We start from the raw sequence: 24720 nt of genomic DNA, 5'->3' as shown, positions 1-24720 counted from the left end.
TCCACGCCCTGGTTCCGCTCAACGGAACCGCCGTCGCGCCCCGGTGGGCCGGGTCGGCGACGGGAAACCGGCCTGCCGCGCGCCCGGTCCGCGCGCACCTACAGGAACGCGTTGCCCGTCGCGATCTTCGGCCGCCCCAGCGGCTCGCGGGCCCGCACCCGCGCCGCCCGGTAGACCTCCGCCGTGTCCCGGGCGATCGTCGCCCAGTCGAAGTCCGTCGCCAACCGGGCCTTCGCCGCCCGGGCCCGCCGCGCCGCCGCCGGCCGGTCGTCCAGCACCGAGCGGACCGCCCGCGCCAGCCCGTCCACGTCGCCCGGCGCGAACGACAGCCCCGTCACGCCGTCCACCACGACCTCGCCCAGCCCGCCCGCGGTGGAGGCGACCAGGGGCGCGCCCGCCGCGGCCGCCTCCAGCGCCACGATCCCGAACGGCTCGTACCTGGACGGCAGCACCACCGCGTCCGCCGCCGCCAGCAGCGCCGCCAGCGACCGGTCCGGCAGGTGCCCCGCGAACGACACCGCCCGCCGCACCCGGTGCTTGCGCGCCTGCTCCGCCAGCCAGTCCCGGTGCGTCCCGGAGCCCGCCACCACCAGCCGCGCCCCCGGCCGCGACCGCCGGACCCGGGGCAGGGCGGCGATCAGGTCCTGCACGCCCTTCTCCCACTCCAGCCGCCCGAAGAACAGCAGCAGCGGCTCGCCGGCCGGGCTGTGCTCCGCCCGCGCCGCCGCCACGTCCGCCGCCCGCACGCGCCACCGCCGCGGCTCGATCCCGTTGTGCAGCACGGTGATCGCGCCCGGGTCCACCTCGAACAGGTGCGCCACCTCCGCGCGCATCGCCGCCGAGCACGTGATCAGCGAGTCGGCCCGGTTCGCCAGCCACCACTCCACCGAGTGCACCTGCTGGTTCAGCGGCTGCGACAGCCACCCGCCGTGCCGACCGGCCTCGGTCGCGTGCACGGTCGCCACCAGCGGCGCGCCCGCCGCCCCGGCCAGCGCGACCGCCGCGTGCGTCACCAGCCAGTCGTGCGCGTGGACCACGTCCGGCCGCCAGTCGCGCAGCAGCGCCAGGCCCGCGCGCGTCATCGCGTGCCCCATGGCCAGCGTCCACGCCACCAGGTCCCGCTCGAACACCAGGTGCGCCGGGTCCTCGGCCACGCGCACCAGCCGCACGCCCTCCACCGGCTCGTCGGACGTCGGGTGCGTCACCGCGTCGGTCCCGGTGGGCTGCCGGCACAGCACGACCACGTCGTGCCCCTGCGCGGCCAGGCCCGTGGCCAGCGCGTGCACGTGCCTGCCCAGCCCGCCCACGACGACCGGCGGGTACTCCCACGACACCATCAGCACGCGCATGGCCCATCCTCCCAACCGCCGGCCACACCCCGGGCGTCCAGGTGCCCGAACGGCCCGTCGACCCGCCGCAGCTCGGCGGCCCGGACCGCGCCGCGCCCGGTCCGGTCCGCGCCGCGCCCGGCCCGCAGCAGCGCCGCCAGCTCGGCGAACCGGTCCGCGTGCGCCTTGGCCCGGTACCGGGCGTAGTCCGCGGCCGAGTCCTTGGTGACCATGAACGCCCAGTCGCTGGACAGCGCCAGCAACGCCTCCCGCACCGCCTGGTCGGCCACCGGCGAGCGCACCGGACCGGACAGGTCCAGCGCCAGCAGCTCCCGCTGGACCTGCTCGTTGCCCCGCACGACGTCGGCGACCTGCGGCCCGTTCCACACGCGCCAGTCCTTGCCCGAGCCCCACGACGACGGCGGCAGCTCCACCGGCGCGCCGACGTGCCCCGCCTCGACCGCGCCGCGCAGCGTCGTCACCCGCACCCCGGCCTCGGGCAGCGCCCGCAGCACGGCCTCCAGCCACGCCGGGCCCTCGTGCCACCAGTGCCCGTACAGCTCGGTGTCGTACGCGGCGACGACCAGCGACGGCCGGCCGTGCCGCTCCTTCAACGCCCGCAGCCGCGCCACGACGGTGCCCACGAAGTCGGCCGCGTGCCGCCGCACGGCCTCCGCGGCCTGCGCCGGGTCGTACGGCCGCTTGTCCTGGGGCGCCACGTTCTTGCCGGTCACCCGGGACGGCTTGAGCCCGCTGGGGTGGTCGTAGGTGTGGAAGTCCCGGTACGCCGGGTCGCCCGGGTAGCCGACCTTCGGCGACCACACCCGGTAGGACACCTCCAGGTCCCGCCCGAAGCACACCACGCCCGAGTCGCCCACCGGCCGGCCCGCGGAGGTGTCGCCGTGCAGCGCCGGACCGTCCACCAGGAACCGCCGCACGCCCGCCCGCGCGTAGTCGCGCTCCAGGCCGGGCGCGTACGCGCACTCCGGCGCCCAGATGCCCTCGGGCGTCGAGCCGATCCGGTGCGCGGTGTCGGCCAGCCCGGTGCGCAGCGAGAACGCCCGCAGCCGCGGGTCCAGCAGCGGCTGGAACGGGTGCGCGGCCGGGCCGCCGAGCAGCTCGACCACCCGCGAGTCGACGAGGGGGCGCAGCACGGGCGAGAAGCCGTGCCGCCACCGCGACTCGAACCGCTCCAGCGCCCACGCCGAGCCGCGGTGCTCGCGCGCGGCCAGGTCGGGCAGCCGGTCGGCGGCCCCGTGCGCCCGCAGCTGCCAGTCGCCCAGCCAGTCGTGCAGGCCGCGCAGGCAGTACGGGTCGTCGAGCTGCGCGGCCAGGACCGGCGTGACGCCGAGCGTCAGCACGTCCTCGCGGCCCTCGGCGGCGAACCGCTCCAGCAGGTCCACCACGGGCAGGTACGAGTGCGCCCACGCCTGGTACAGCCACTCCTCGCCGACCGGCCACGCGCCGTGGTGCGCGAGCCACGGCAGGTGGCTGTGCAGGACCAGGCAGAACGCGCCCTCCGCGCCCGTCTCGCCCCCGGTGTTCGACGTGGTCACGGCCGCACCGCCACGGCCACCAGGTCGAGCGAGGCGTCCAGGTCCTCGGTGGTGATCTCGAAGTCCTCGCTGCGCACCGACGCCACGGCCGCCAGCAGGTCGGCGGGCCACTCGCCGCCGCCCAGCGCCACCGCGACCTGCGCGTCGATGATCGACCCGCCGAACGCGCCGTCCAGCGCGCGCAGCGCGGGCCCGTGCCGCAGCCCGGCGAGCAGCTCGACCTCCAGGCCCGCGCCGACCAGCAGCCCGCGCAGCTCCTCCGGCGCCAGCTCGCGGGTGTGGAACGGGTTGAGCGGCGCGTCGCGGCCGGGGGAGAAGGTGATCCGGTTCGGCGTGGTGACCAGCAGCCGCCCGCCGGGCCGCAGCACCCGCGCGCACTCGGCCAGGAAGCCCTCCTGGTCCCACAGGTGCTCGATGACCTGGAGGTTGGCCACCACGTCCACGCCCGCGTCCCGCACCGGCAGCGCCGCGAGGTTGCCGCGCACCGCGGCCAGCTCCGGGTAGGCGCGGCCGACGTGCGCGGCGGTCGCCTCGTCGTAGTCGAGCGCGACGACCCGCGCGGCCCGGCCGGCGATCAGCGCGGCGCCGTAGCCCTCGCCGCACCCCGCCTCCAGCACCACCAGGCCGGCGCAGTGCCGCACCAGGTCCAGGTACGCCGCCTCGTGGCGCCTGAACCAGTAGTTCTCCTCGACGATCCCGGGCACGGTGCGCTCACCGGTGAGGGGCAGCGGCTCGACGGTCACCCGACCAGCCTAGTTGCTCGTTACTCGCGGGTAGGCAGCGCCCGTCCGCTGAGTTGTCACTAATTCGGGCGAAGTTTTTCTATTGATTACGGTGTGTTGGTGGAACGGGGAACTCCCACGCTGCGCGCTCCTTTTCGCAAAGTAACACCATCGAGTGACCTCGGCCCTTCTCGGGTTGATCTCCCACGATGGTGTTTGTCCTGATCCGGCGCGCATCGGCCCGGTGTCGGCGGGGTAGTCCGAGCTGGTCATGTGCTGGATGGGGTGCCGGGTGATCGGTACTCTCGGCCAATCTTCGCGAACGAGTGGGGCCGCCATGGGTGCGAAAGAACCGGAGATCGTTCCGCTGCACGCGGGTTTCGACGTCGTCTACCGAGGTTTCCACCGCAAACAGGTGATCGAGCACCTGGAGAACCTGGAGGAGCAGCTCAAGTACGCGTGCCTCGACCGCAACGAGGCACTGGCCCAGGCGACGGACCTGCGCAAGCTGCTGGAGATGACCAGGCACGACCTGGAGGAGGCGCGGACGCGGGTCGAGCGGCTGGAGCGGTCGCCCGGCACGACGGCCGGCGCCACCGAGCGGATGCACCGGATGCTGGTGATGGCCGAGGACGAGGCCAACGAGCTGCGGCTCAACGCCGAGCGCGAGGTCGAGTCGCTGCGGGAGCGCACCCGGGTCGAGCTGGCCGAGCGGGTGCGCGAGGTGGAGGCCCGGATCGCCGAGAGATGCGACGAGGCCGACGCGTACGCCCGCGAGCAGCGCGAGGTCTCCAACCGGCGGGCCGCGGAGGTGGACCAGCGCGAGATCTCCGCGGAGCGCCACCGCGTGGAGGTCGAGGCGCACCTGAAGGCGCGCGTCGAGGAGGTCGAGGCCGAGTGCGACGCCGCCGCGGTGCGGGCGCGGGAGGCCGGGGACCGGCTGCTGCACGAGACCGCCGAGCGGTGCCGCCGGCTGGAGGCGGAGGCGGACGCCAAGCGCGCCAAGGTGCAGAACTTCTTCGAGCTGACCATGAACCGCCGCCGGCACGAGGCCGAGCAGCACTTCGCCGAGCAGGAGGAGCTGGCCAAGGGCCGGGCGGCGTTCCTGATCAAGCTGGCCGCCCGGGAGGCGCGCCGGCGCATCGACGAGGTCCAGCGGCGGACCGACCAGCTCCAGGAGCTGCGCCGGGTGGTGGCCGACCAGCTGGCCGCGTCGCGGGAGGCCTTGGAGGAGGCGGTGGGTCGCGTGCCGAGCCTGATCCCGGAGCAGGCGACCGCCGAGCAGGCGGACGCGGCCGTGGGCCAGGTGCGGGACGGGCAGGCGCTCGACGCGCAGTCCCGTGACGGGCAGGCGCTGGACGGCCAGGTGCTCGACGGCCAGGTGCTCGACGAGCGCGCGGGGAAGGGTTCGGCGGACCGGCGGGTGGGAGCTTGACGGTCCCGAGGCAGTTCGCCGCCCTGCCGCCGGCGGCGGTCGCCGCGCGGTGGGTGGAGTCGGTGCGCGGCCCGTCGGTGGGCGGCGGGCCGCGAGCCGAGGTGCTCGTCGGGTAAGGGGGTGCGCTGAATGTCCGGTGCGATCACGTTCGGGTTGTGCGCCCTGTCGTTCGCGGCGGGGTGCGTGCTGACGGCGGTCATGCTCCGCCGCGAGCCGCCACCCGCGCCCGCCGTCGAACCCGCTCCGCCGCCGATCGCGGAGGAGCCGCCGGAGTCGCCGGAGGAGCCGCCGGAGGAGGTGCGGTGGCCGCCCTGGGACTACGTGGGCAAACCGATCCACCGCAACCCGGTGATGGGCCTCCCGGCCGCGCTGCCCGCGTCGGAACCGGCCCGGCCGGTGCTGGTGCTGGTGCCCGACCTGGAACCCGCGGAGCCGGTCGAGCGGGCCGGGGTCCGCCGGATGAGCGTGGTGCCCGACCCGCCGGAACCGCTGGAACCGCCGGAACCGTCGCGGGCCGAGCCGGTCCACGCGGAACCGGCGTCCGACGGGCCCCCGCCCGACGAGCGCTCGCCCGACCGGCCCGTGCCCGACCAGCTCCCGCCCGACCAGTCCTCGGGCATGGCAATGCCGGCGCACCCCGCACCCGTCACCGGGCCGGAGCCGCCGGCACCCACCACTGAACCTGCGACGGCCGAACCGCCGTCCTCGTCGTTCCCGCTTCCGGACGCGACCGAGTTCCGGCAGCGCTACCTGCGCACCTTCGACGCCGCCCGTCGCGGGCCGAACCCGTAGCGCAGACCCCGGCGGAACCCGCCGGGCCGCGCGATCACGGGTGCTCGGCCCACGTGCGACCGGTCGTCGTGCGCCCCGTCAGCGCTTGCGGAACTTCCGCAGCACCTCTTGCGCCTTCGCGCGCTTGTGGGGGTCTCGTGCCGCGAACTTGGCCTGGTCGACCAGCCGCCGCCCCTGGGGGCTGCGGGCGAATGCCGCGATCTTGTTGAACAGCGAAGCCATGACCCACCTCCTTGCCCTGCCCGGGTGTCTCCCCGGCAAGCTTCCCCGTCCGTTCAACGCCCAAACCCGGTGCGGAGTTCCGAACCGGCCTAAACCGGCGAAACGGTCACCCCCACGGCGCCCGGCCCGACGTGCGCGCCTATGGCCGAACTGACCTGCGTCAGCATGAACCGCCGCACGCGGGGCAGCTCGTCCCGCAACGACCGCAGCACCTCGCGGGCCCGCTCGGCGGCGTCGAAGTGCTCCACCGCGATGTCCACCTCGTCGCCGCCCGCCCGCCGCACCGCGAGGTCGACCAGCTTGCGCACCGCCCGCTCGGCGCCGAGCACCTTCTCCAGCGGCGCGATCCGCCCGTCCGCCACGGTCAGCAGCGGCTTCACCGACAGCGCCGACCCGAGCAGCGCCGTCGCCCGGCTGACCCGGCCGCCCCGCTTCAGGTGCTCCAGCGTGTCCACGTAGATCAGCTCGGTGCTGCGGGTGGCGGTGCGCTGCGCGGCGGACAGCACCCGGTTCACGTCGCCGCCCGCGGCGGCCGCCGTGGCGGCGGCCACGACCGCGTACCCGAGGCTCATCCCGCACGTCTTGGTGTCCACCACGTGGACGGGCGCCCGCACCTGCGCCGCGGCCTGCCGCGCCGCCCCCGCGGTCTCCGACAGCCCGGTCGACACGTGCAGGGACACGATCGCCTCCGCGCCCGAGGCGGCCGCGTCGGAGTAGGCCCAGAAGAACGCGCCGGGGTCGGGCGGCGCGGTGGTCACGTCGAGCTGCTCGCGCAGGGCTCCCACCAGTTCGGTCACGGGGACGCGGCACTCCTCGTCGACCCGGTCCCCGATGCGCACCCGGATCTGCGCCACGGTGATGCCGAGCTTCTCGGTCAACTGCGGCGGCAGGCACGCGGTGGAGTCCGTGACAATCGCTACGCGCCGGTACATGCGCCCGAACCTAGCCCAATGGGACGAGGCCCAGTAACGCTGCGGCGATCAGCGACGACATTCCGCGAATATCGTAAAACCGATCAGTGAGCATCATCACGCGCACGTGGTGCTTGCTGTGGTTTGCACCTCTGCTACTGGCGGGTAACATCCGGGTGGCAGACACCACCGTGCCAATGCGGCGACGACATGGCAGGGTCACGGGCACCGAGTGAAGAATCCGCGACGGGCGCCAACCGTCGCCCCGGCACGTCGCCGCCCGTCCGCAGGAGGTCGAAGAGGACCCATGAACATCGTCGTCCTGGTCAAGCAGGTGCCCGACACCTGGTCCGAGCGCAAGCTCACCGACACCGACCACACCCTCGACCGCGACTCGGCGGACGCCGTGCTGGACGAGATCAACGAGCGCGCCGTCGAAGAGGCGCTGCTGCTCCAGGAAGCCCACGGCGGCGAGGTCACCGTCATCTCGATGGGTCCCGACCGCGCGACCGACGCCATCCGCAAGGCCCTGTCCATGGGCGCGGACAAGGCGATCCACGTCTCCGACGCGGCGCTGCACGGCTCCGACGCGATCACCACCGCGAAGGTGCTGGCCAAGGCCATCGGCACGGTCGAGGGCTTCGACCTCGTCATCGCGGGCAACGAGGCCACCGACGGCCGCGCGGGCGCCGTGCCCGCCATGCTGGCCGAACTGCTGGGCCTGCCGCAGGTGACCCAGGTCCGCAAGCTGAGCGTCGAGGGCGGCACGGTCAAGGCCGAGCGCGAGACCGACGAGGGCCTGGCCCACCTGGAGGCGAGCCTGCCCGCGGTGGTCAGCGTGAACGAGAAGATCAACGAGCCGCGCTACCCCTCCTTCAAGGGCATCATGGCGGCGAAGAAGAAGCCCGTGAGCACGCTCACCGTCGCCGACCTGGGCCTGGACGCGGGCGAGGTCGGCCTGGGCGCGTCGTGGTCGCAGGTGCTGGAGGCGGCCCCGAAGCCGCCGCGCAGCGCGGGTCAGCGCGTCGAGGACTCGGGTGACGGCGGTTCGAAGATCGCCGAGTACCTGGTCGGCCAGAAGCTCATCTGAAGGCGAGGAATCACATGTCTGAAGTCCTGGTCCTCGTCGACCACGTCGACGGCGAGGTCAAGAAGGTCACCTATGAGCTTCTATCCGCCGCGCGCCGTCTCGGCGACCCGGCCGCGGTGGTGGTCGGATCGCCCGGCACCGCGGGCAAAGTGAGGGAGTCGCTGGGCAACTACGGCGCGACCAAGGTGTACGCGGTGGAGTCCGAGGACGCCGCCAACTACCTGGTGACGCCCAAGGTCGACGCGCTCGCCGCGGTCGTCGCCACCGCCTCCCCGGCCGCCGTGCTGGTCTCGGCGACGCTGGAGGGCAAGGAGGTCGCGGGCCGGCTGGCCGTGCGCCTGGGCTCCGGCCTGCTCTACGACGCCGTCGACCTCGACGGCGAGGGCGTCGCCACGCAGTCGATCTTCGGCGGCGCCTACGCGGTGAAGTCGAAGGTGAGCAGCGGCACGCCGGTCATCGCGGTGCGCCCCGGCGGCGTCGAGGCCGAGGAAGCGCCGGCCGAGGCGGTCGAGCAGGTCGTCGAGCTGCCGGCCGCCGACCGGGCGAAGGCCACCCGCGTCACCGGCCGCGAGCCGGTGGTCGGCGGCGACCGGCCGGAGCTGACCGAGGCGTCGGTCGTCGTGTCCGGCGGTCGCGGCGTCGGCAGCGCGGAGAAGTTCGACGTCGTCGAGAAGCTGGCCGACAGCCTCGGCGCAGCGGTGGGCGCCTCGCGCGCCGCCGTCGACTCCGGCTACTACCCGCACCAGTTCCAGGTGGGGCAGACCGGCAAGACGGTGTCCCCGCAGCTGTACATCGCGCTGGGCATCTCCGGCGCGATCCAGCACCGCGCGGGGATGCAGACGTCGAAGACCATCATCGCGGTCAACAAGGACGCGGAGGCGCCGATCTTCGAGATCGCCGACTTCGGCGTCGTCGGTGACCTGTTCAAGGTCGCGCCGCAGCTCACCGACGAGGTGAGCAAGCGCAAGGGCTGACACCCGCGGTTCCCGGAGGGCCGTCCCGCGTCGAGCGGGGCGGCCCTCCGGCCGTTCCGGGGTCGCACCCGGCCGTAACCGAGGACTCACCGAGGCGTCACCGAAACGACCTGCTCCCGGTTGCGAGGCGCGGTTCACCCTGTGCTCATGACGCAGCCGCAACTGCTTGTCAGCACCGGTGACGCCGCCAACGACGCGCCGCGCTACTCCCTGCTGGTCGCGCGCGAGGGCGACGAGGTCGTGGCCGCCCAGCGGCTGCGGCACCGGGTGTTCGCCGAGGAGATGGGCGCCACCCTGCGCACGTCCGCGCCGGGCCTCGACGTGGACCGCTTCGACGAGTTCTGCGACCACCTCGTGGTGCGCGACGACCGCACCGGCGAGATCGTCGGCACCTACCGGATGCTGCCGCCCGCCGGGGCCGCGGAGTCCGGTCAGCTGTACACCGAGACCGAGTTCGACCTGTCCCGCCTGGACCCGCTGCGGCCCTCGCTGGTGGAGACCGGCCGGTCGTGCGTGCACCCCGACCACCGCAACGGCGCCGTCGTGTCGCTGGTGTGGGCCGGGCTCACCCGCTACATGCTGCTCACGGGGCACGCGTGGCTGATCGGGTGCGCCTCGGTGCCGCTGCACGACGGCGGCTCGTTCGCGGCGGGCGTCTGGGACGTGGTGCGCGCCAAGCACCACGCGCCCGACGAGTACCGGGTGGAGCCGCTGGTCCCGTGGGACGTGGACGCCGTCGCGCGACCCGACCGGACGGTGCTGCCGCCGCTGCTGAAGGGCTACCTGCGGCTGGGCGCGTGGGTGTGCGGGCGGCCGGCCCTGGACCCGGACTTCGGCGTGGCCGACCTGCCCGTGCTGATGCGCATGGACCGGATGGACCGGCGGTACCTGAAGTTCTTCCTGGGTGAGACGGCGTGAGCGCGCACGCGTGGATGCCCACCTCGCCGTGCGGCGACGGGTGCGTGGACCTGTCGACGCCGTCGGTGGGGCCGCTGCGGGCGGCGTGGCGGGCGTGCGCGGCGCTGACCGTGCTGCTGTGCGGCGCGCTCGTCGCGCCGGCGGCGCTGGTGACGCGGGGCGCGGTGCGGGAGGCGTTGCTGCGCCGGTGGTTCCGCGTGCTGCTGGGCGCGTTCGGGGTGCGGCTGAGGTCGGTCGGGCCGGTGTTCCAGGCGACGCCGGGGCGCGGGGTGCTGGTGGTGTCCAACCACGTGTCCTGGCTCGACGAGCTGGCCATCGACGCGGTCCAACCGATCCGGCTGGTGGCCAAGCGGGACATCCGCGACTGGCCCGTGCTCGGCCGCCTGATCACCGCCGCCCGCACCGTCTACCTGGACCGCGAGCGGCTGTCGCGACTGCCCGGCACGGTCGCCGAGCTGGCCGCCGCCCTGCGCGACGGCGCGGCCGTCGGGATCCACGCCGAGGGCACCACGTGGTGCGGCGTGGCGTCGGGCCGGTACCGGCCGGCGCTGTTCCAGGCGGCGCTGGACGCGGGCGTGCCCGTGCGGCCGGTGGTGCTGCGCTACGTCCAGGGCGGCGCCGCCACCACCCGCCCGGCGTTCATCGGCTCCGACACGCTGGTCGACTCGGTGCGCCGCGTCCTGCGCGCCCGCGACCTGGTCGTGGAGGTGCACGTCCTGCCCGAGATCGCCCCGGGCCGCGCCGCGACCCGCCGCGCCCTGGCCGCCCTGACCCAGCACGAGTCCGAACGCGCCACCTTCACCACGACCCCCCTGCCCACCCACCCCCGCGAGTCGAACACCCGGGTCGACCGTGTCGAACACCCAGGACCCCCGAGTTCCACGTTCGCGGCCTCCTGAGCGACCCCGCGTGTCGGCGCGGGGTGTCAGAGCCGGCTGGTGGTCAACCGCTCCAGCAGCGGCACCGCGCGGGCGGGTTCGGGCAGCTCCAGCACCTCCTCCCGCACCCGCTCGGCGGCCCGCCGGCAACCCGGGTCCGCCAGCACCGCCGCCACCGCGTCCCGCACGTCCCCCGGGGTGGCGGCGACCGGGTCCAGCTCCCGCCCGACGCCGAGCCGCGCGCACTGCTCGGCGTTGTGCGGCTGGTCCGCGCCCAGGGGCAGCAGCACCACGGGCAGGCCGTGGGCCAGCGCCCCGATGACGCTGCCCGAGCCGCCGTGGGAGACCACCAGGTCGCAGTGCGGCAGCACCTCGGCCTGCGGGAGGTAGCGGGCGACGCGCACGTTCGCCGGCTGCTCGCCCAGCTCGGCCGGGTCGACGTGCTCGCCGACCGTGGCGACCACGTCGACCGGCAGCTCGCGCAGCCCGGCCAGGACGCGGTGGAACAGGTCGCCGGACTCGGTGTTGAACACCGTGCCCAGGGTGAAGTAGACGGTGGGTTTCACCGACCGCGCCAACGGGCCGACCGGCGGGCGGATCGGGAAGGCGGTGCCGGGCAGCGGGCAGGCCGGGTCGCGGAAGCTCGGCGGGAACGGCGAGAGCAGCAGGCGCCGGTGCAGCATGTCCAGGTCGGGGTCGGGCGGCAGGTTCCACTCGGCGCGCAGCTCGGCGAGGGCCGGCCCGACCACCGCGGGCCGCACGAACGCGCCGGACGCGATGACCTGGGCGTTCGCGTAGCGCAGCCCGAGCATCTCGGCCGCGAGCATGCTGCCGAAGTCGACCTCCTCGCAGACCACCACGTGCGGGCGCCACTTCGCGAACAGCTTCAGGTAGAGCGGCAGGCTGCGGCCGGCTCCGCGCCGGACGAAGCCGTCACGCAGGTCGCGGTCCTCCCGCTCCCGGTCGGGCGCCGGCAGCGGCCGGCGTTCCGGGACCTCGTCGCCGTTGCCCTCGCCGACCGCGAGCGCGGTGAACCCGGCCGCCTCGATCGCCCGCCGGAGGGCCGGGGCGGCCGCGAACGCGACGGTGTGACCGGCGGCGGCCACGGCCGCGGCGAAGGGCGTCAACGGCTGGAAGTGACCCAGCCCGCCCGCGAAGGTGAACAGCACGCGCACCGCGCCAACCTATCCACCGCCCCGCGACGGCCCGCAAACCCTTTTCGGCGCCGACCCCCGACCGCACGGGCGAGCCCCGGTCGTCGCCGCGAACCCGGACGCCGGCGGGCGCCGGGCACGGCGGCTAGACGGCCTCCAGCACGAAGAACAGGAAGCACGGGAAAGAACCGGAGGGGAAGTTCGCGAGTTCGTCGGGGAACAGCTCGCGGGCTTCCGGCGCGGGCGGCGGTTCGCTGATGACCGAGATCCGGAAACCGGCCGAGGTGAAGGCGTCGGTCATCGCGTGCAGCGGGCGGTGCCGGCACTCCAGCACGGCCCTCTGCCCGCCGAACGCGTGCTCGCTGGTCCACCGGGCGGTCGCGAAGTAGTCGGCTCCCGGGTTGGCCAGCTTGTAGGCGGCGGGGTGGTCGACCGCCAGGATCAGCCTGCCGCCGGGCCTGAGCACCCGCCGCAGCTCGGCCAGCGGCGCGGTCCAGTCCTCCAGGTAGTGCAGCACCAGGGCGGCGACGACGTCGTCGAACGCGTCGTCGGCGTAGGGCAGCGGCGCGGCCAGGTCGGCGACCCGCGCCGGCGCCGGTGTGCGCCACATCGCCTTGACCTCCACCGAGGTGGAGGTTGAACCATTGGCCCGTGACGACGACGGGGCCCCCGACCGGCAAGAGCAACCTCTGGACGGCCGAACGGCGGGGTCCGACGATCGGCATGGTGCTGCTCGTCACGCTCCTCGCCTTCGAGAACATGGGTGTTTCCACGGCCATGCCGCGCATGGTCTCCGAGCTCGGCGGCGAGGAGCTGTACGCCTGGCCGTTCCTGGCCTTCCTCGCCGCCAGCGTGGTGGCGACCGTGCTGTCCGGCCGGTTGAGCGACCTGCGCGGCCCGCGCCCGTCCCTGCTGATCGGCCCGGCCCTGTTCCTGGTCGGCCTCGTCGTCGCCGGCGTCGCGCAGGACATGACCCTGCTGCTGGCCGGCCGCGTGCTCCAGGGCCTGGGCGGCGGCGCGCAGGTGGTCGCGGTCTACGTCCTGATCGCCCTGGTCCACCCGGAGCGCGACCGGCCCGCCGTGTTCGGGCTGCTGGCCTCGGCGTGGGTGGTGCCCTCGCTGGTCGGCCCGGCGTTGTCCGGGTGGCTGACCGAGGTGTTGAGCTGGCGCTGGGTGTTCCTGGGCCTGGCGCCGTTCGTGCTGCTCGGGGTGCTTCTGGTGGTGCCCGTGCTGCGGGGCCTGCCACCGCACAACCCCGACCGCAACACCCGTCGCGGCCTGCCGCTCGCGGCGTTCGGCGCGGGCGCGGGCGTCGCGGCGCTGAGCTGGGCCGCGCAGCACCCGCGCGGGCTGAACCTGCTGGTCGGGCTGGCGGGCCTGGTCGCGCTCGTGCCGTCCCTGCGGGTCCTGCTGCCCAAGGGCACGCTCACCGCCCGCCCCGGCCTGCCCATGACGATCCTGGCCCGCGGCCTGCTCGCCGGGTCGTTCTTCGCCGTCGAGGCGTTCATCCCGCTGACCCTGACCTCCGTGCACGGCTACTCGGCGATCGCGGCCGGCATCCCGCTCACCCTGAGCGCGCTCGGCTGGTCCTCGGCCGCCTGGTGGCAGTCCCGCCGGCCGGACCACCCGCGCGAGCGGTTCGTCCGCTGGGGGTTCGCGCTCAGCGCCGCGGGTATTTCCGGGGTGACGCTCATCGCACCGGAGTGGGGTCCGGCGTGGGCGACACCGGTCCTGTGGGCGGTCGCGGGCGCGGGGATGGGGTTGGCGATGTCGAGCCTGAGCGTGCTCACCCTGGCGGCGTCCTCCGACGTCGACCGGGGTTTCAACTCCGCGGCCCTCCAGATCAGCGACATGCTCGGGTCGGCGCTGCTGGTCGGCCTGGGCGGGGTGCTGATCGCCTCGGTGGCCTCCGCCGACGCGCCGACGGCGGCCGTGCTGCCGTTCGACCTGCTGATGGCGGGGGTGGCGGTGCTCGGTGCGGTGCTCGCCGGACGGCTGCGCCCGGCTACCCTGGGAGACTGATGGCCTACTTCGACCACGCCGCCACGACCCCGGTGCTCCCGCAGGCGATCGAGGCGATGACGAGGGCGTTGTCCACCACGGGCAACGCCTCCTCGCTGCACACCTCGGGCCGGCGGGCGCGGCGCGCGGTCGAGGAGGCCCGCGAGGACATCGCCGACGCGCTCGGCGCGCGCCCCTCCGAGGTGATCTTCACCAGCGGCGGCACGGAGAGCGACAACCTCGCCGTCAAGGGCGCCTACTGGTCCCGCCGCGCGAACGGCCGCGAGCGGGTCGTGGCGTCGTCGGTCGAGCACCACGCCGTGCTGGACGCGGTGCAGTGGCTGGTCGACCACGAGGGCGCCGAGGTCACCTGGCTGGAGCCGGACGACCTCGGCCGGGTCCAGCCGGAGGCGCTGGCCGAGGTGCTGGGCGACGACGTCGCCCTGGCCACCGTGATGTGGGCGAACAACGAGGTCGGCACGATCAACCCGGTGCCCGAGCTGGCCCGGGTGGCGGCGGCGCGCGGCGTGCCGTTCCACACCGACGCGGTCCAGGCCCTGGGCGCGGTGCCGCTGGACTTCGCCGCGTCGGGCGCCTCGGCGCTCACCGTCACCGGCCACAAGATCGGCGGGCCCTACGGCGTCGGCGCGCTGCTGCTGGGCCGCGACGTGGCCGCCACGCCCCTGCTGCACGGCGGCGGGCAGGAGCGCGAGGTGCGCTCGGGCACGCTGGACGTGCCGGCGATCGCGGGCCTGGCGGCGGCCGTGCGCCACGCGGTGGACGGGCAGCCGCGCGCGGCGGCCGAGCTGGCCGCGCTGCGCGACGAGCTGGTCGAGCGGGTGCGGGCGGTGGTGCCGGACGTGGTGGTGAACGGCGACCCGGTGCACCGGCTGCCCGGCAACGCGCACCTGACCTTCCCGGGCTGCGAGGGCGACAGCCTGCTGATGCTGCTGGACGCCAAGGGCGTCGAGTGCTCGACCGGCTCGGCGTGCACGGCGGGCGTGGCGCAGGCCAGCCACGTGCTGCTGGCCATGGGCGTCGACCCGGTGGCGGCGCGCGGCTCGCTGCGGTTCTCCCTCGGGCACACGTCGACGCGCGCCGAGGTGGACGAGCTGGTCGAGGTGATCGGCCCGGTGGTCGAGCGCGCCCGCACGGCGGGCATCGCGGGCCTGAAGCGGATGAAGGCGGAGGTGTGACGGGTATGCGGGTGCTGGCGGCGATGAGCGGCGGGGTGGACTCCGCCGTGGCCGCGGCGCGGGCGGTGGCGGCGGGGCACGACGTGACCGGCGTGCACCTGGCGCTGTCGGCCAAGCCCGGCACGCTGCGCACCGGCGCGCGGGGCTGCTGCACGCTGGAGGACGCCCGGGACGCGCGGCGCGCGGCGGACGTGCTCGGCATCCCGTTCTACGTGTGGGACTTCGCGGAGCGGTTCACCGAGGACGTGGTGGAGGACTTCGTCGCCGAGTACGCGGCGGGCCGCACGCCCAACCCGTGCCTGCGGTGCAACGAGAAGATCAAGTTCGAGGCGCTGCTGGACAAGGCGGTCGCGCTGGGCTTCGACGCGGTGTGCACGGGCCACTACGCTCGGTTGTCCACTGTGGACGGCCAGGTGGAGCTGCGCCGGTCGGCCGACGACGGCAAGGACCAGTCCTACGTGCTGGCGTCGCTGACCCGCGAGCAGCTCGCGCACGCCCTGTTCCCGCTGGGCGGCTCGACCAAGACCGAGGTGCGGGCCGAGGCCGACCGGCTCGGCCTCCAGGTCGCCGGCAAGCCCGACAGCCACGACATCTGCTTCATCCCCGACGGCGACACCCGCGGCTTCCTGACCGGGCGGTTGGGCGAGCAGCCCGGCCTGCTGGTGGACGACGCCACCGGCGCGGTGCTCGGGCGGCACGCGGGCGTGCACGAGTTCACCGTCGGCCAGCGCAAGGGCCTGGGCATCGACGCGCCCGCGCCCGACGGGCGGCCCCGCTACGTGCTGTCGCTGGAGCCGGTGACCGGAACGGTCCGGGTCGGTTCGGCCGAACGGCTGAAGGTCACCGAGATCGTGGCGCGGCGGCCGGTGACCCGGGTCGAGTTCGACGGCCCGGTGGAGTGCGTGGCGCAGGTGCGCGCGCACGGCGGCCTCGCGCCCGCCGTCGCGGAACTCGTCGGCGAGGAGCTGCTGGTGCGCCTGCGCGAGCCGCTGAGCGGCGTCGCCCCCGGTCAGGCGGTCGCGGTGTACCGGCCGGACCCGGTGGCGGGCGACCTGGTCCTGGCGAGCGCGACCATCAGCTCGACGGGTTGACGGGTTTTTGTCGGTGCGGCCTGACACACTGCTGGTGTGCCGCATGACAACGAACGACGACGACGCTCGCTGGTGGACGTCGAAATCCGGGTGGGTGTGCTGGGGAGCAAGGTCGACCACCCGTCCGCGCAACGCCTGACGGCCGAGCAGCACGAGAGGCTGCGGGCCGAGGCGCGGACGTTGCAGTGGGTGGTCCGGGAGCGCCGGCACCGGGCCGAGTGGGCTGACCTGCTGGCCCGGGTCGAGGTGCTGGTGGAGCGGGTGGAGCAGCTGGAACCGGTGGCCGAGGTCGACGTGCCGGTCCAGTCCAGGGGTTCGGACGACCGGGTGGCGCGCCGCCGCCTGGGCGACGGCCCCCCGGTGGTGTCCTACCCGTCCGCGAACCGGGGCTGCTAGGGAACGGGGCGCCGTGGGGCCCTCGGCGGCCTCACGGCGCCCAGTCCGTGTTCGCGCCGCACAGCACGACGCACGCCGCCTCGCCGGGCACGCGCCCGGCCAGCCACGCGGCGAACGGCACGGCCGCCGCCGGTTCCACGGCCAGCCGGAAGTCCTCCCACAGGCGGTCGCGGGCGGCCAGCAGCTCGGCGTCGGACACGAGCACCGACCGCACGTCGTGCGCCCTCAGCACCTCGAACGGGACCTCGCCCACGCGCGTGGCGCCCAGCGCCGACGCGGCGACGGAGACGACCTCCGCGTCCACCGGCCGGCCCGCCTCGAACGCGAGGTTCAGGGCGCGGCACCGCTCGGGCTCCACCGCGACGGTCGGCCGACCGGACGAGCCGAGCGCCGTGCCCGCCGCCAACCCGCCGCCGCCGACGGCCACCGCGATGACGTCCACGTCCGGCGCGTCCGCCACGACCTCCGCGGCCACGGTGCCCTGACCTGCGATGACGTCAGGGGAGTCGTAGGCCTCGACGTAGTGCCCCGGCGCCTCCCGCGCCGCCAGCACGGCCTCCGCGTAGGTCTCGCCGTGCCGGACCAGCTTCGCGCCCGCGGCCTCGATCCGCCGCACCTTGCCCTCCGGCGCGCCCAGCGGCACGAACACCGTGGCGGGCAGGCCCAGCTGCCGGGCGGCCTCGGCGACGCCCAGGCCGTGGTTGCCGCCGGAGGCCGTGACCACGCTGTCGGGTGATCCCGCGGTGAGCAGCGCGTTCAGCGCGCCGCGCAGCTTGAACGAGCCGGTGAGCTGGAGGTGCTCCAGCTTGAGCACGAGCGGTCGGCCGTCGACCTCGGTGCGCCACAGCGGCGTGCGGCGGGCGTAGGGGCGGATGCGGTCCGCGGCGGCGGCTACGTCGGGGTTCATGCACCCAGGATGCGCTCACCCGGTGAGCCACCTGTAGGCCGACATGACGATGGTCACGGCGCCGACCACGAAGCACAGCAGCACGACCACCAGGCCGAGCAGGACCAGCGCGTTGGCCACCCAGGAGGAGTCGCGGTCGTCGGCGACCAGCAGCTCCTCGCGCAGCTGCGCGTTCGCCGCGCCGTGCAGCGCCACCAGCCGCTCCCGGGCGGTCCGCGTGCCGGCGGCCTGCTCGCCGCCGGTCCAGTTCAGGGCCGCTAATCGGGCCGTCGGGGTGCGGTAGGCGCGTTCGAACGCGGCCACCTCGGCCTCGTCGCGGTCCTCGGACAGGTAGCTCCACCGGCCGGCCTGGGCGGCGTCGCCGAGCACCCGGTAGACCCGCGCGAGGTGATCTCGCAGGTCCAGCCGGTGCGGGAAGCTCGTGACCAGGCCGATCAGCCGTTGCCGCGCGCGCAGCACGCTGGCCAGGTCACCGCGCGCGACCTCGGCGGAGGCCTTGTGCAACGTCAGCTCGACGGGCATGACGCACATGGTCCCAGCACGGGCAACCGTAGGATCTCTTGGTGATCGCGGTGGCGGTGGTTGCGTTCGGGTTGGCCTGGTGGCTCGGGCTCTACCTGGTGACGAGGAACCCGCGGAAGCCCCTGGTCCAGCGAGCCTCGTTCGGGCTGCTCGCTTACGCGCTGGTGATCGTCCTGCCGGTGCCGCCGGCGGCGCTGGCCGTGCCCGCGGTGGCGTGGACGGGCGCGGTGGTGTGCTGGCTGCCCGCCCGCCACGACCGCTGGTGGCGCTGGAGCGCGGCGCCGCTGCTGGTGGCGGCGTGGTTCGCGCCCTGGGTGGCGCTCGTGCCGCTGGCCGTCGCGGTCGCGCTGTGCCTGCGGCTGCGGCGGGGGCTGCTGGTCGCGGCGACGATCATGTTCGGGCTCAGCTGCGCGGTGCTGCTGCTCGACGTGCTGCCGGAGGTGCTCGTGCTCGCCTCGGCGGGCTTCGACCTGCTGCTGTTCGGCGTGGTCGTGGCGGTGTCGGACGCGTTCGACGAGGGCGAGGCGGTGCGGGCCGACCTGGTCCGGTCGCTGCTCGGCGCGGCCGGGTTGGCGCTGGTGTTCGGCGGGCAGGTGGCGCTGTTCCTCGACGACCGGCTGGTGCCCCTGCTCCACGGCACGGTGGCCGCCGCGATCGCGGTGCAGGTGCTGGCGAACCCGCTGGCGCTGCTGGTCGACCGGGTCGCGGTGCCCGACGTGGCCGACTCGCGGGCGGAGCTGCGCGAGGCCGCCGAGGCGCTGCCCCGCCGCGCGCCGCTCGACCCGGCCGAGTTCGCCAAGCTCACCAGGCGCGCGCTGAGCCATTACGGCGACCTCGGGAAACTGGTCGCCAGCCCGTTGACGCGGTTGCCGGTGATCGACGCCAGGTTGGCCGCGCGCGGCGCGTCCGACCAACCGCTGGAACGCGCCGCGGAATTGAAATCGCTGCTGCTGGAGAGCATTTCGCGGCTCAAACCGCGCGACGGCGATTTCGGCACCAGCGACGAATGGCGGCACTACAACGCCCTGTACTTCTACTACGTGGCCGGCATCCGCCCCTACAGCAGGCGGACCAAGCGGGAGGACCTGGACCCGGTGGCCCGCCGGGCGCTCTCGTGGTTCGTCGACCAGGTGCCGGAGCGGACCCTGCACAACTGGCAGAACGCGGGGGCGAAGTTGGTGGCCGAAGACCTGTCCGCCCAGGTGGAGGGCTAGAAATCGGCAGTCGTTGGCAGTGTTCGACGTACCGCCGGCAGTGCCGCCGGGTCCAGTGTCGGTGCCATGACGACCACTGGGGTCCGCAATGACGACCTTCTCCGCTTCGCGCTCAAGCTCGACGGTGTCGCCTCGGGCGGCCTGGGCCTGCTGGCGCTCCTGTTCGACTTCCCGCTGGGTTTGCCACGAGGCCTGGTGATCGGTCTCGGCGCATTCCTGGTCGCCTACGGGATCGGCGTCTTCCTGCTGGGCGTGCGCCCGATCCGCCCACTGGTCGCGGTGGTCGTGATCGGCAATTCGCTGTGGGTGGTGGACAGCTTCCTCACCGCGTTCGCCGACTGGTTCCCGGTGACCGGCCCAGGCGTCGTCGTGATCGTCGCCCAAGCCCTCGCCGTGCTGGGTTTCGTCGCGCTCCAGGTGCTGGGGCTGCGGCGCTCGGCCTGAGCGCCCGCCCCCGCGGGACCACCGCCCGCGCCTGTGTTCGCCGCCCGCGCCGCCACGGTCACCGAGCCGTGGCGGCCGGGCTCCACCGGCTAGCCGGTGAAGCCCTTGAAGAGGGTGGTGAACTCGTACTGGGACTGGGCGATGCTGCTGCACGTCGGCGAGATGCCGCCACCCGGGCAGCCGCCGTTGTCGCGGCCCGCCGACCAGAACGCCAGCAGCCCGATCCTGTTGGTGTTCGCCCAGTTCACGAGCTTGCGGGCGTGGGCCTGGGTGAAGACCTTGCCGTTGAAGTTGCGGCCGATCATCGGGGTCACCCCGAGCAGTCGCTTCAGCTCGGCGTCCGACTTGGCCGGCCAGATCTGCTTCATCTGCCGCAGGCTGCTCTCGGCGGCGGCGATGACGGCGTCGCCCCAGTCCGCGCGGGAGGAGCCGAACTCCATGGTCATCGGGTTCACCAGCACGGTGAGGCCCTTCGCCGCCGCGTTCTGGAGCACCTGCACCGAGTACGGGTCCATGCCGTAGTCGTCGCCCTGCACGCGCATGGTGTAGCTGATCGACGTGCCGCGCTCGGTCTGGAGCTCCTTCAGCGCGGTGTTGACCAGGTCGTGCGGGATGGTGGCCTCCACGTCCACGTCCAGGTGGTTGCCGCCGACCGCGTCCAGGACCTCCTCGTACGCCGCGAGCAGGGCGTCGGCGGTGGAGCAGGAGTGCTCCAGGTAGGGCCCCGCGGCCCCGCCGGTGGCCACGATGACGTCGCCACCGAGGGCTTTCAGCGCGCGCACGTCGTTGACGATCCGGCTGTCGTCGATCGGGATGGTGCCGCCCCACGAGGGGTTGCAGCCGGTGCTGTCGGCGAGCGCGAACGCGAGCGTGAAGACCTTCTGGCCGGTCGCCCGCGCCACGGATTCCAGCGACGGGGTCGGCATGGTGATGTCCACGTACGGCGCGGACTTCAGGCCGCCGGGCGGCAGCGGGACGTCCGAAGTCGTGGTCGTGGTGGTGGTCGACGTCGTGGTGTTCGTCGTGGTCGTGCCGCCGGTGCAGGGTTGGCCGTTGAGCTTGCAGTTCCGCGGCAGCCCCGAGCCGGTGACCAGGAAGCCGAAGGACGCGGACGCGCCGGCCGCCAAGGACCCGTTGTACTCGCGGTTGGTGAACGCGTGGTGGGTGCCGCTGCTGGTCAGCGTCGCGTCCCAGTACGACCCCGGCGTGGCGCCCGCGGGCAGGTCGAACTCGACCCTCCACCCGGTCATCGGCGCGGAGCCCGCGGTGACGGTGAACCTGCCCTGGTAGCCGGAGCTCCACGAGGAGTCCTGCCCGAACACCGCGGTGGGCGTCGGCGCGGCGCCGGCGGGGGCGGTCAGCAGCAGTCCGGCGGTCACGACCGCGGCGGCGCTCGCCGCCGGCGCGAACAGGACCTTGCGCTTCGAGGACGACATCGCACCTACTCCCGTGCAGGGGAACGGGGTGGGAGTGGTGCGGGAGCGTGGGGCGCGGCACGCCCCCACACCACGTTCTCGGCGGTGCCCTCGCCACTGTCGGCACCGACAAGGTGACGGTAGGTGGCCTAGACCATCGCGTCAATGGGTCTAGACCTTTTCGCCGTACACCCACCGGAACCCGTGAATGGGAGACTGGGCGGGTGGACGCACCCCCCTGGCCCGCCGGCACCGCGACCGGCATCGGTTCGCTGCCCGGCACCGACCCCCTCGAAGCCGCCCGCGTGGTGCTCGGCGAGCTGCCCGACCTGCCGCACCTGCCCGAGCTGCCCGCGCGGGGCGTCGGCGCGGACATGATCGGCCGCACCGCCGGCCTGCTGGTCGACCTGCCGGTCGAGGTGGTCCCCTCCGGCTACCGGGCGGCCTCCCACCCCGGCCGCGACCACCGGCGGGCGGTGGACCTGATGCGCCGCGACCTCGACGCGTTCGAGGAGGCGGCCGACCCCGCGCCGCCGCGGGTGGTCAAGGTCCAGGCCGCCGGGCCGTGGACGCTCACCGCGAGCGTCGAGCTGCTGCGCGGCCACCGCGTGCTCACCGACCGGGGCGCGCTGCGCGAGTTCACCGCGTCGCTGACCGAGGGGCTCAACCGGCACGTCGCCGAGGTCGCCAAGCGCACCGGCGCGCGGGTCGTGGTGCAGCTGGACGAACCGGCGCTGCCCGCCGTGCTGCGCGGCCTGCTGCCCACGCCGTCCAAGCTCGGCACGGTCGCCGCCGTGCCCGAGCCCGAGGTCCAGGCCACCCTCCAGGCCGTCATCGAGGCGCTGGAGGCCGACGTGGTCCTGCACTGCTGCGCGCCGAAGCCGCCCATCACCCTGATGCGCCGGGCGGGCGCGCGCGCCGTCTCGTTCGACGTGACCGCGCTGGACGAGACGAGCTGGGACGAGGTCGGCGAGGCCTGGGAGGAGAAGACCACGCTGTTCCTGGGCCTGACCCCCGGCACCGACCCGACCCACCCGCTGACCCTGAAGGCCGCGGCCGCACCCGCCCTGGCCCTGGTCGACCGCCTGGGCTTCCCGCGCGACGTCCTCGGCGCGCTCGCCGTGCCCACCCCGACCTGCGGCCTGGCCGGCGCGACCGCCGGCTGGGTGCGCCGGGTCCTCCCCCTGACCCGGGACCTGGGCAAAGCCTTCACCGAACCCCCGGAAACCTGGTAACCCCCGCGAGTCGTACCTCCAGACCGCGCGAGTCGTACGTTCCGGTCCACCGTGTCGCACGTTCGCGACCCCCGAGTTCAACACTCAGGACGTCGCGAACGTGGAACTCGGGGGTCCTGAACGTACGACACGACCGTCCGGAACGTACGACTCGCGCGGGGTCAGAGGGTGGTGAACGGGGTGGCGTAGTGGAACTCGCCGCGCAGGCCGGGGTGGTAGGTGGTGAGGGCGCGCACCTGGAAGTGAGGGGCCCACTCGGCGACCGGGGGTGTGATGCCCAGGTCCGCGGCGGGGCGGAAGCCGAAGCGGGAGTAGTAGGCGGGGTCGCCCAGCAGGACCACCAGCGGCTCGCCCAGGCCGTCCGCCACGCCCAGCGCGGTGTGCACCAGGGCCTTGCCCACGCCGGTGCGCTGCCGCGCGGGCAGCACGCTCAGCGGTCCCAGCCCCAGCGCCGGCGCGCCGCCCACCGAGCCCCGCGTGCACACCACGTGCCCCACGACCTCGCCGTCCGCCTCGGCCACCAGGGACAGCGCCGGGATCCACCCCGGGTCGGCCCGCAGCTCGTCGACCAGCCGCACCTCACCGCCGGGGTTCGCCGCGAACGCGGCCCCGGTCACGGCCCGGATCGCCTCGACGTCGGCGTCCGCCTCGCGTCTGATCAGCACGCCGCGCAGCCTACGACCCGGGTCGGGGCGCCGTTCAAGACCCCGCCGAGCCCACCGCGCGCACCCCGGCGGGCAGTTCCGCGCCGCGCAGGAACCCCAGCAGCACGTCCCGGAACGCCCGCCCGGCCGACGTCGGCGCCACGTCGGTGCGATGGGCCAGCGCGACGGTCCGCCCCGCGCCCGGCGTCAGCGGCGTGCCGTGCAGCGACCGCGCGGCCAGCACCGTCGACGGCACGACCGCCACGCCCAGCCCGACCTCCACGAACCGCAGCACCGCGTCCATCTCGCCGCCCTCCACCGCGAACTCCGGCTCGAACCCGGCCCGCCGGCACTCGGCCAGCGTGGTCTCCCGCAGGTCGTAGCCGGGCCGGAACATCACCAGCGGCTGCCCGCGCAGGTCGGTCCACCGCATCCGGGGCACGCCCAGCGGCTCGGCCGAGGCCACCACCAGCTCCTCCCGCAGCACCGGCACCACGGTCAGCGCCCGGTCCGCGTCGGCGGGCGACACGATGACCAGCGCCAGGTCCAGGTCACCGGCCTCCAGCGCGGTCACCAGGTCCCGCGACCCGCCCTCGGTCACCGACACGCGCACGCCGGGGTAGGCGTCGTGGTAGCGCTTGATCACGTCCGCGAACAGGCTGCCGCACAGGCTCGGCGTGGCGCCCACCCGCACGCGCCCGCGCCGCAGCCCCACCAGCTCGGCCACCTCCAGCCGCGCCGTGTCCACATCGGACAGGATGCGGCTCGCCACCGGCAGCAGCGCCTCGCCCGCGGGCGTCAGCGAGATGTTGCCGCGGGCCCGGCTGAACAGCGCCGCGCCCAGCTCCTTCTCCAGCGCGTGGATCTGCTTGGACAGTGAGGGCTGCGCCACACGCGCCTCCACCGCGGCGCGCGTGAAGTGCCGCGTCCTGGCCACTGCCAGGAAGTACGCGAGCTGCTGGAGCGTCATAGCGCCAGGCTATCGTCAGGCAGCCCACGATGTATTGGACGACTCGTCAGGCGCGTTCCTAGCGTCTGATGGGTGGACACGATCCGGCTCTACCGCACCACCGTCGGCAAGAAAGCCGTCATGGCGGTCACCGGCGCGGTGCTGCTGCTGTACGTCGTCGCGCACATGCTCGGCAACCTCACGATCTTCTCCGGCCCGGAGGCGATCGACGGCTACGGCCGGTGGTTGCGCGAGGTCGGGGCCGTGTGGCCCACCCGGGTCGCCCTGCTCGTGGCCGTCGCGCTGCACTTCACCGCCGCGTACCAGCTCACCGCGCGGGCCCGCCGCGCCAGGGGCCGCTACGCCCACCGGCGGCCCGTCCGGGGCGGCTACGCGGCCCGCACCATGCGCTGGGGCGGCGTGGTCATCGCCCTGTTCGTGGTCTACCACCTGCTCGACCTGACCGCCGGGTGGCTCAACCCGCACGGCGTGCCCGGCGAGATCCACGCGAACGTGGTGGCGGACTTCCAGCACTGGTACGTGGTGCTGGCCTACACCGCCGCGGTCCTCGCCCTCGCCCTCCACGTCCGCCACGGCGTGTGGAGCGCGACCCGGAGCCTGGGCGTCACCACCTCCCGCGCGATCGGCCTGGTGGCCGCCACCGCCATCGCCGCGGGCTTCCTGTCCGTCCCCTTCGCCGTTTTCACCGGGTTGGTGAGCTGAGAC

Annotated in this window: 25 protein-coding genes and 1 pseudogene; 14 read left to right on the top strand and 12 right to left on the bottom strand. The window is 74.4% G+C overall.

Features of this window, described 5'->3' with window-relative positions:
- Positions 1 to 98 precede the first annotated feature (98 nt).
- Genes ABD223_RS08205 through ABD223_RS08195 form a run of 3 tightly spaced genes read right to left on the bottom strand, consistent with a single transcriptional unit; the run spans position 99 to position 3627 of the window.
- On the bottom strand, positions 99 to 1349 hold the full coding sequence (locus tag ABD223_RS08205) for a glycosyltransferase family 4 protein (RefSeq protein WP_344035337.1): 1251 nt from the start codon (positions 1347 to 1349) through the stop codon (positions 99 to 101).
- Positions 1337 to 2884, bottom strand: a complete 1548-nt coding sequence (locus ABD223_RS08200; protein ID WP_344035336.1) for a 1,4-alpha-glucan branching protein domain-containing protein — start codon at positions 2882 to 2884, stop codon at positions 1337 to 1339. Before ABD223_RS08200 ends, ABD223_RS08205 begins: the two co-directional genes overlap by 13 nt.
- The gene (locus ABD223_RS08195) at positions 2881 to 3627 is read right to left on the bottom strand and encodes a class I SAM-dependent methyltransferase (RefSeq protein WP_344035335.1); all 747 of its coding nucleotides are present in this window, start codon (positions 3625 to 3627) and stop codon (positions 2881 to 2883) included. The genes ABD223_RS08200 and ABD223_RS08195 overlap by 4 nt, the downstream gene beginning before the upstream one ends.
- 316 nt (positions 3628 to 3943) lie before the next feature.
- Here ABD223_RS08195 and ABD223_RS08190 point away from each other — a divergent pair, with 316 nt between their 5' ends.
- A complete protein-coding gene (locus ABD223_RS08190; protein WP_344035333.1) occupies positions 3944 to 5041 on the top strand; it encodes a coiled-coil domain-containing protein in 1098 nt (365 codons plus the stop codon).
- A gap of 129 nt (positions 5042 to 5170) precedes the next feature.
- A complete protein-coding gene (locus ABD223_RS08185) occupies positions 5171 to 5833 on the top strand; it encodes a hypothetical protein (RefSeq protein WP_344035332.1) in 663 nt (220 codons plus the stop codon).
- A 78-nt stretch (positions 5834 to 5911) separates the two neighbouring features.
- On the opposite strand, the gene ABD223_RS08180 is transcribed toward ABD223_RS08185, so the two are convergent.
- Positions 5912 to 6055, bottom strand: a complete 144-nt coding sequence (locus tag ABD223_RS08180; RefSeq protein WP_344035331.1) for a hypothetical protein — start codon at positions 6053 to 6055, stop codon at positions 5912 to 5914.
- Between the two features lie 89 nt (positions 6056 to 6144).
- Positions 6145 to 6987 (bottom strand): DegV family protein, encoded by an 843-nt coding sequence (locus ABD223_RS08175; protein WP_344035330.1) that lies wholly within the window; start codon positions 6985 to 6987, stop codon positions 6145 to 6147.
- A 286-nt stretch (positions 6988 to 7273) separates the two neighbouring features.
- Here ABD223_RS08175 and ABD223_RS08170 point away from each other — a divergent pair, with 286 nt between their 5' ends.
- From ABD223_RS08170 to ABD223_RS08155, 4 genes are all read left to right on the top strand, one after another.
- A complete protein-coding gene (locus ABD223_RS08170; protein ID WP_344035328.1) occupies positions 7274 to 8056 on the top strand; it encodes an electron transfer flavoprotein subunit beta/FixA family protein in 783 nt (260 codons plus the stop codon).
- A gap of 14 nt (positions 8057 to 8070) precedes the next feature.
- On the top strand, positions 8071 to 9030 hold the full coding sequence (locus ABD223_RS08165; RefSeq protein WP_344035327.1) for an electron transfer flavoprotein subunit alpha/FixB family protein: 960 nt from the start codon (positions 8071 to 8073) through the stop codon (positions 9028 to 9030).
- Between the two features lie 147 nt (positions 9031 to 9177).
- On the top strand, positions 9178 to 9948 hold the full coding sequence (locus ABD223_RS08160) for a GNAT family N-acetyltransferase (RefSeq protein ID WP_344035325.1): 771 nt from the start codon (positions 9178 to 9180) through the stop codon (positions 9946 to 9948).
- Positions 9945 to 10847 (top strand): lysophospholipid acyltransferase family protein, encoded by a 903-nt coding sequence (locus ABD223_RS08155; RefSeq protein WP_344035324.1) that lies wholly within the window; start codon positions 9945 to 9947, stop codon positions 10845 to 10847. The genes ABD223_RS08160 and ABD223_RS08155 overlap by 4 nt, the downstream gene beginning before the upstream one ends.
- A gap of 26 nt (positions 10848 to 10873) precedes the next feature.
- Here ABD223_RS08155 and ABD223_RS08150 read toward each other — a convergent pair whose 3' ends face one another.
- Together ABD223_RS08150 and ABD223_RS08145 are read right to left on the bottom strand one after the other, a co-directional pair.
- Complete coding sequence (locus ABD223_RS08150) at positions 10874 to 12001, bottom strand: glycosyltransferase (RefSeq protein WP_344035323.1); 1128 nt, start codon at positions 11999 to 12001, stop codon at positions 10874 to 10876.
- A gap of 124 nt (positions 12002 to 12125) precedes the next feature.
- A pseudogene (locus tag ABD223_RS08145) lies at positions 12126 to 12575 on the bottom strand (class I SAM-dependent methyltransferase); the annotation flags it as partial.
- Between the two features lie 56 nt (positions 12576 to 12631).
- On the opposite strand from ABD223_RS08145, the gene ABD223_RS08140 reads away from it, so the two are divergent.
- From ABD223_RS08140 to ABD223_RS08125, 4 genes are read left to right on the top strand one after another with little or no spacing between them, the layout of a single operon-like run.
- Complete coding sequence (locus ABD223_RS08140; protein ID WP_344035322.1) at positions 12632 to 14002, top strand: MFS transporter; 1371 nt, start codon at positions 12632 to 12634, stop codon at positions 14000 to 14002.
- Complete coding sequence (locus ABD223_RS08135; protein WP_344035321.1) at positions 14002 to 15177, top strand: cysteine desulfurase family protein; 1176 nt, start codon at positions 14002 to 14004, stop codon at positions 15175 to 15177. The genes ABD223_RS08140 and ABD223_RS08135 overlap by 1 nt, the downstream gene beginning before the upstream one ends.
- Positions 15178 to 15182: 5 nt before the next feature.
- Complete coding sequence (mnmA, locus tag ABD223_RS08130; protein ID WP_344035320.1) at positions 15183 to 16268, top strand: tRNA 2-thiouridine(34) synthase MnmA; 1086 nt, start codon at positions 15183 to 15185, stop codon at positions 16266 to 16268.
- Positions 16269 to 16304: 36 nt separating this feature from the next.
- Positions 16305 to 16664: a hypothetical protein gene (locus tag ABD223_RS08125; protein WP_344035319.1), complete on the top strand. Its 360-nt coding sequence runs from the start codon at positions 16305 to 16307 to the stop codon at positions 16662 to 16664.
- A 31-nt stretch (positions 16665 to 16695) separates the two neighbouring features.
- Here ABD223_RS08125 and ABD223_RS08120 read toward each other — a convergent pair whose 3' ends face one another.
- The gene (locus ABD223_RS08120; RefSeq protein ID WP_344035318.1) at positions 16696 to 17571 is read right to left on the bottom strand and encodes a serine/threonine dehydratase; all 876 of its coding nucleotides are present in this window, start codon (positions 17569 to 17571) and stop codon (positions 16696 to 16698) included.
- A gap of 15 nt (positions 17572 to 17586) precedes the next feature.
- The gene (locus ABD223_RS08115; RefSeq protein WP_344035317.1) at positions 17587 to 18093 is read right to left on the bottom strand and encodes a DUF6584 family protein; all 507 of its coding nucleotides are present in this window, start codon (positions 18091 to 18093) and stop codon (positions 17587 to 17589) included.
- 41 nt (positions 18094 to 18134) lie between these two features.
- Between ABD223_RS08115 and ABD223_RS08110 the strand changes: the two genes are divergently transcribed.
- Both ABD223_RS08110 and ABD223_RS08105 read left to right on the top strand, forming a co-directional pair.
- A complete protein-coding gene (locus tag ABD223_RS08110; RefSeq protein ID WP_344035316.1) occupies positions 18135 to 19307 on the top strand; it encodes a hypothetical protein in 1173 nt (390 codons plus the stop codon).
- 66 nt (positions 19308 to 19373) lie between these two features.
- On the top strand, positions 19374 to 19751 hold the full coding sequence (locus ABD223_RS08105) for a hypothetical protein (RefSeq protein WP_344035315.1): 378 nt from the start codon (positions 19374 to 19376) through the stop codon (positions 19749 to 19751).
- An 89-nt stretch (positions 19752 to 19840) separates the two neighbouring features.
- Here the strand turns inward: ABD223_RS08105 and ABD223_RS08100 are convergent, their stop codons facing one another.
- The gene (locus ABD223_RS08100) at positions 19841 to 21187 is read right to left on the bottom strand and encodes a cellulose binding domain-containing protein (protein WP_344035314.1); all 1347 of its coding nucleotides are present in this window, start codon (positions 21185 to 21187) and stop codon (positions 19841 to 19843) included.
- 203 nt (positions 21188 to 21390) lie between these two features.
- Between ABD223_RS08100 and ABD223_RS08095 the strand changes: the two genes are divergently transcribed.
- Positions 21391 to 22401, top strand: coding sequence for a methionine synthase (locus tag ABD223_RS08095; RefSeq protein WP_344035313.1), 1011 nt, complete (start codon positions 21391 to 21393; stop codon positions 22399 to 22401).
- A 161-nt stretch (positions 22402 to 22562) separates the two neighbouring features.
- Here the strand turns inward: ABD223_RS08095 and ABD223_RS08090 are convergent, their stop codons facing one another.
- Both ABD223_RS08090 and ABD223_RS08085 read right to left on the bottom strand, forming a co-directional pair.
- The gene (locus tag ABD223_RS08090; protein WP_344035312.1) at positions 22563 to 23066 is read right to left on the bottom strand and encodes a GNAT family N-acetyltransferase; all 504 of its coding nucleotides are present in this window, start codon (positions 23064 to 23066) and stop codon (positions 22563 to 22565) included.
- A 34-nt stretch (positions 23067 to 23100) separates the two neighbouring features.
- Positions 23101 to 24015, bottom strand: a complete 915-nt coding sequence (locus tag ABD223_RS08085; RefSeq protein WP_344035311.1) for a LysR family transcriptional regulator — start codon at positions 24013 to 24015, stop codon at positions 23101 to 23103.
- 72 nt (positions 24016 to 24087) lie between these two features.
- Here ABD223_RS08085 and ABD223_RS08080 point away from each other — a divergent pair, with 72 nt between their 5' ends.
- Entirely contained in the window at positions 24088 to 24717 is a 630-nt protein-coding gene (locus ABD223_RS08080; RefSeq protein ID WP_344035310.1) for a succinate dehydrogenase cytochrome b subunit, read from the top strand.
- Positions 24718 to 24720 lie beyond the last annotated feature (3 nt).

The sequence above is a fragment of the Saccharothrix xinjiangensis genome, from assembly GCF_039527585.1.
GTDB classification, from domain to species: Bacteria; Actinomycetota; Actinomycetes; order Mycobacteriales; family Pseudonocardiaceae; genus Actinosynnema; species Actinosynnema xinjiangensis.
This window is presented reverse-complemented; position numbering and strand designations above follow the sequence as displayed.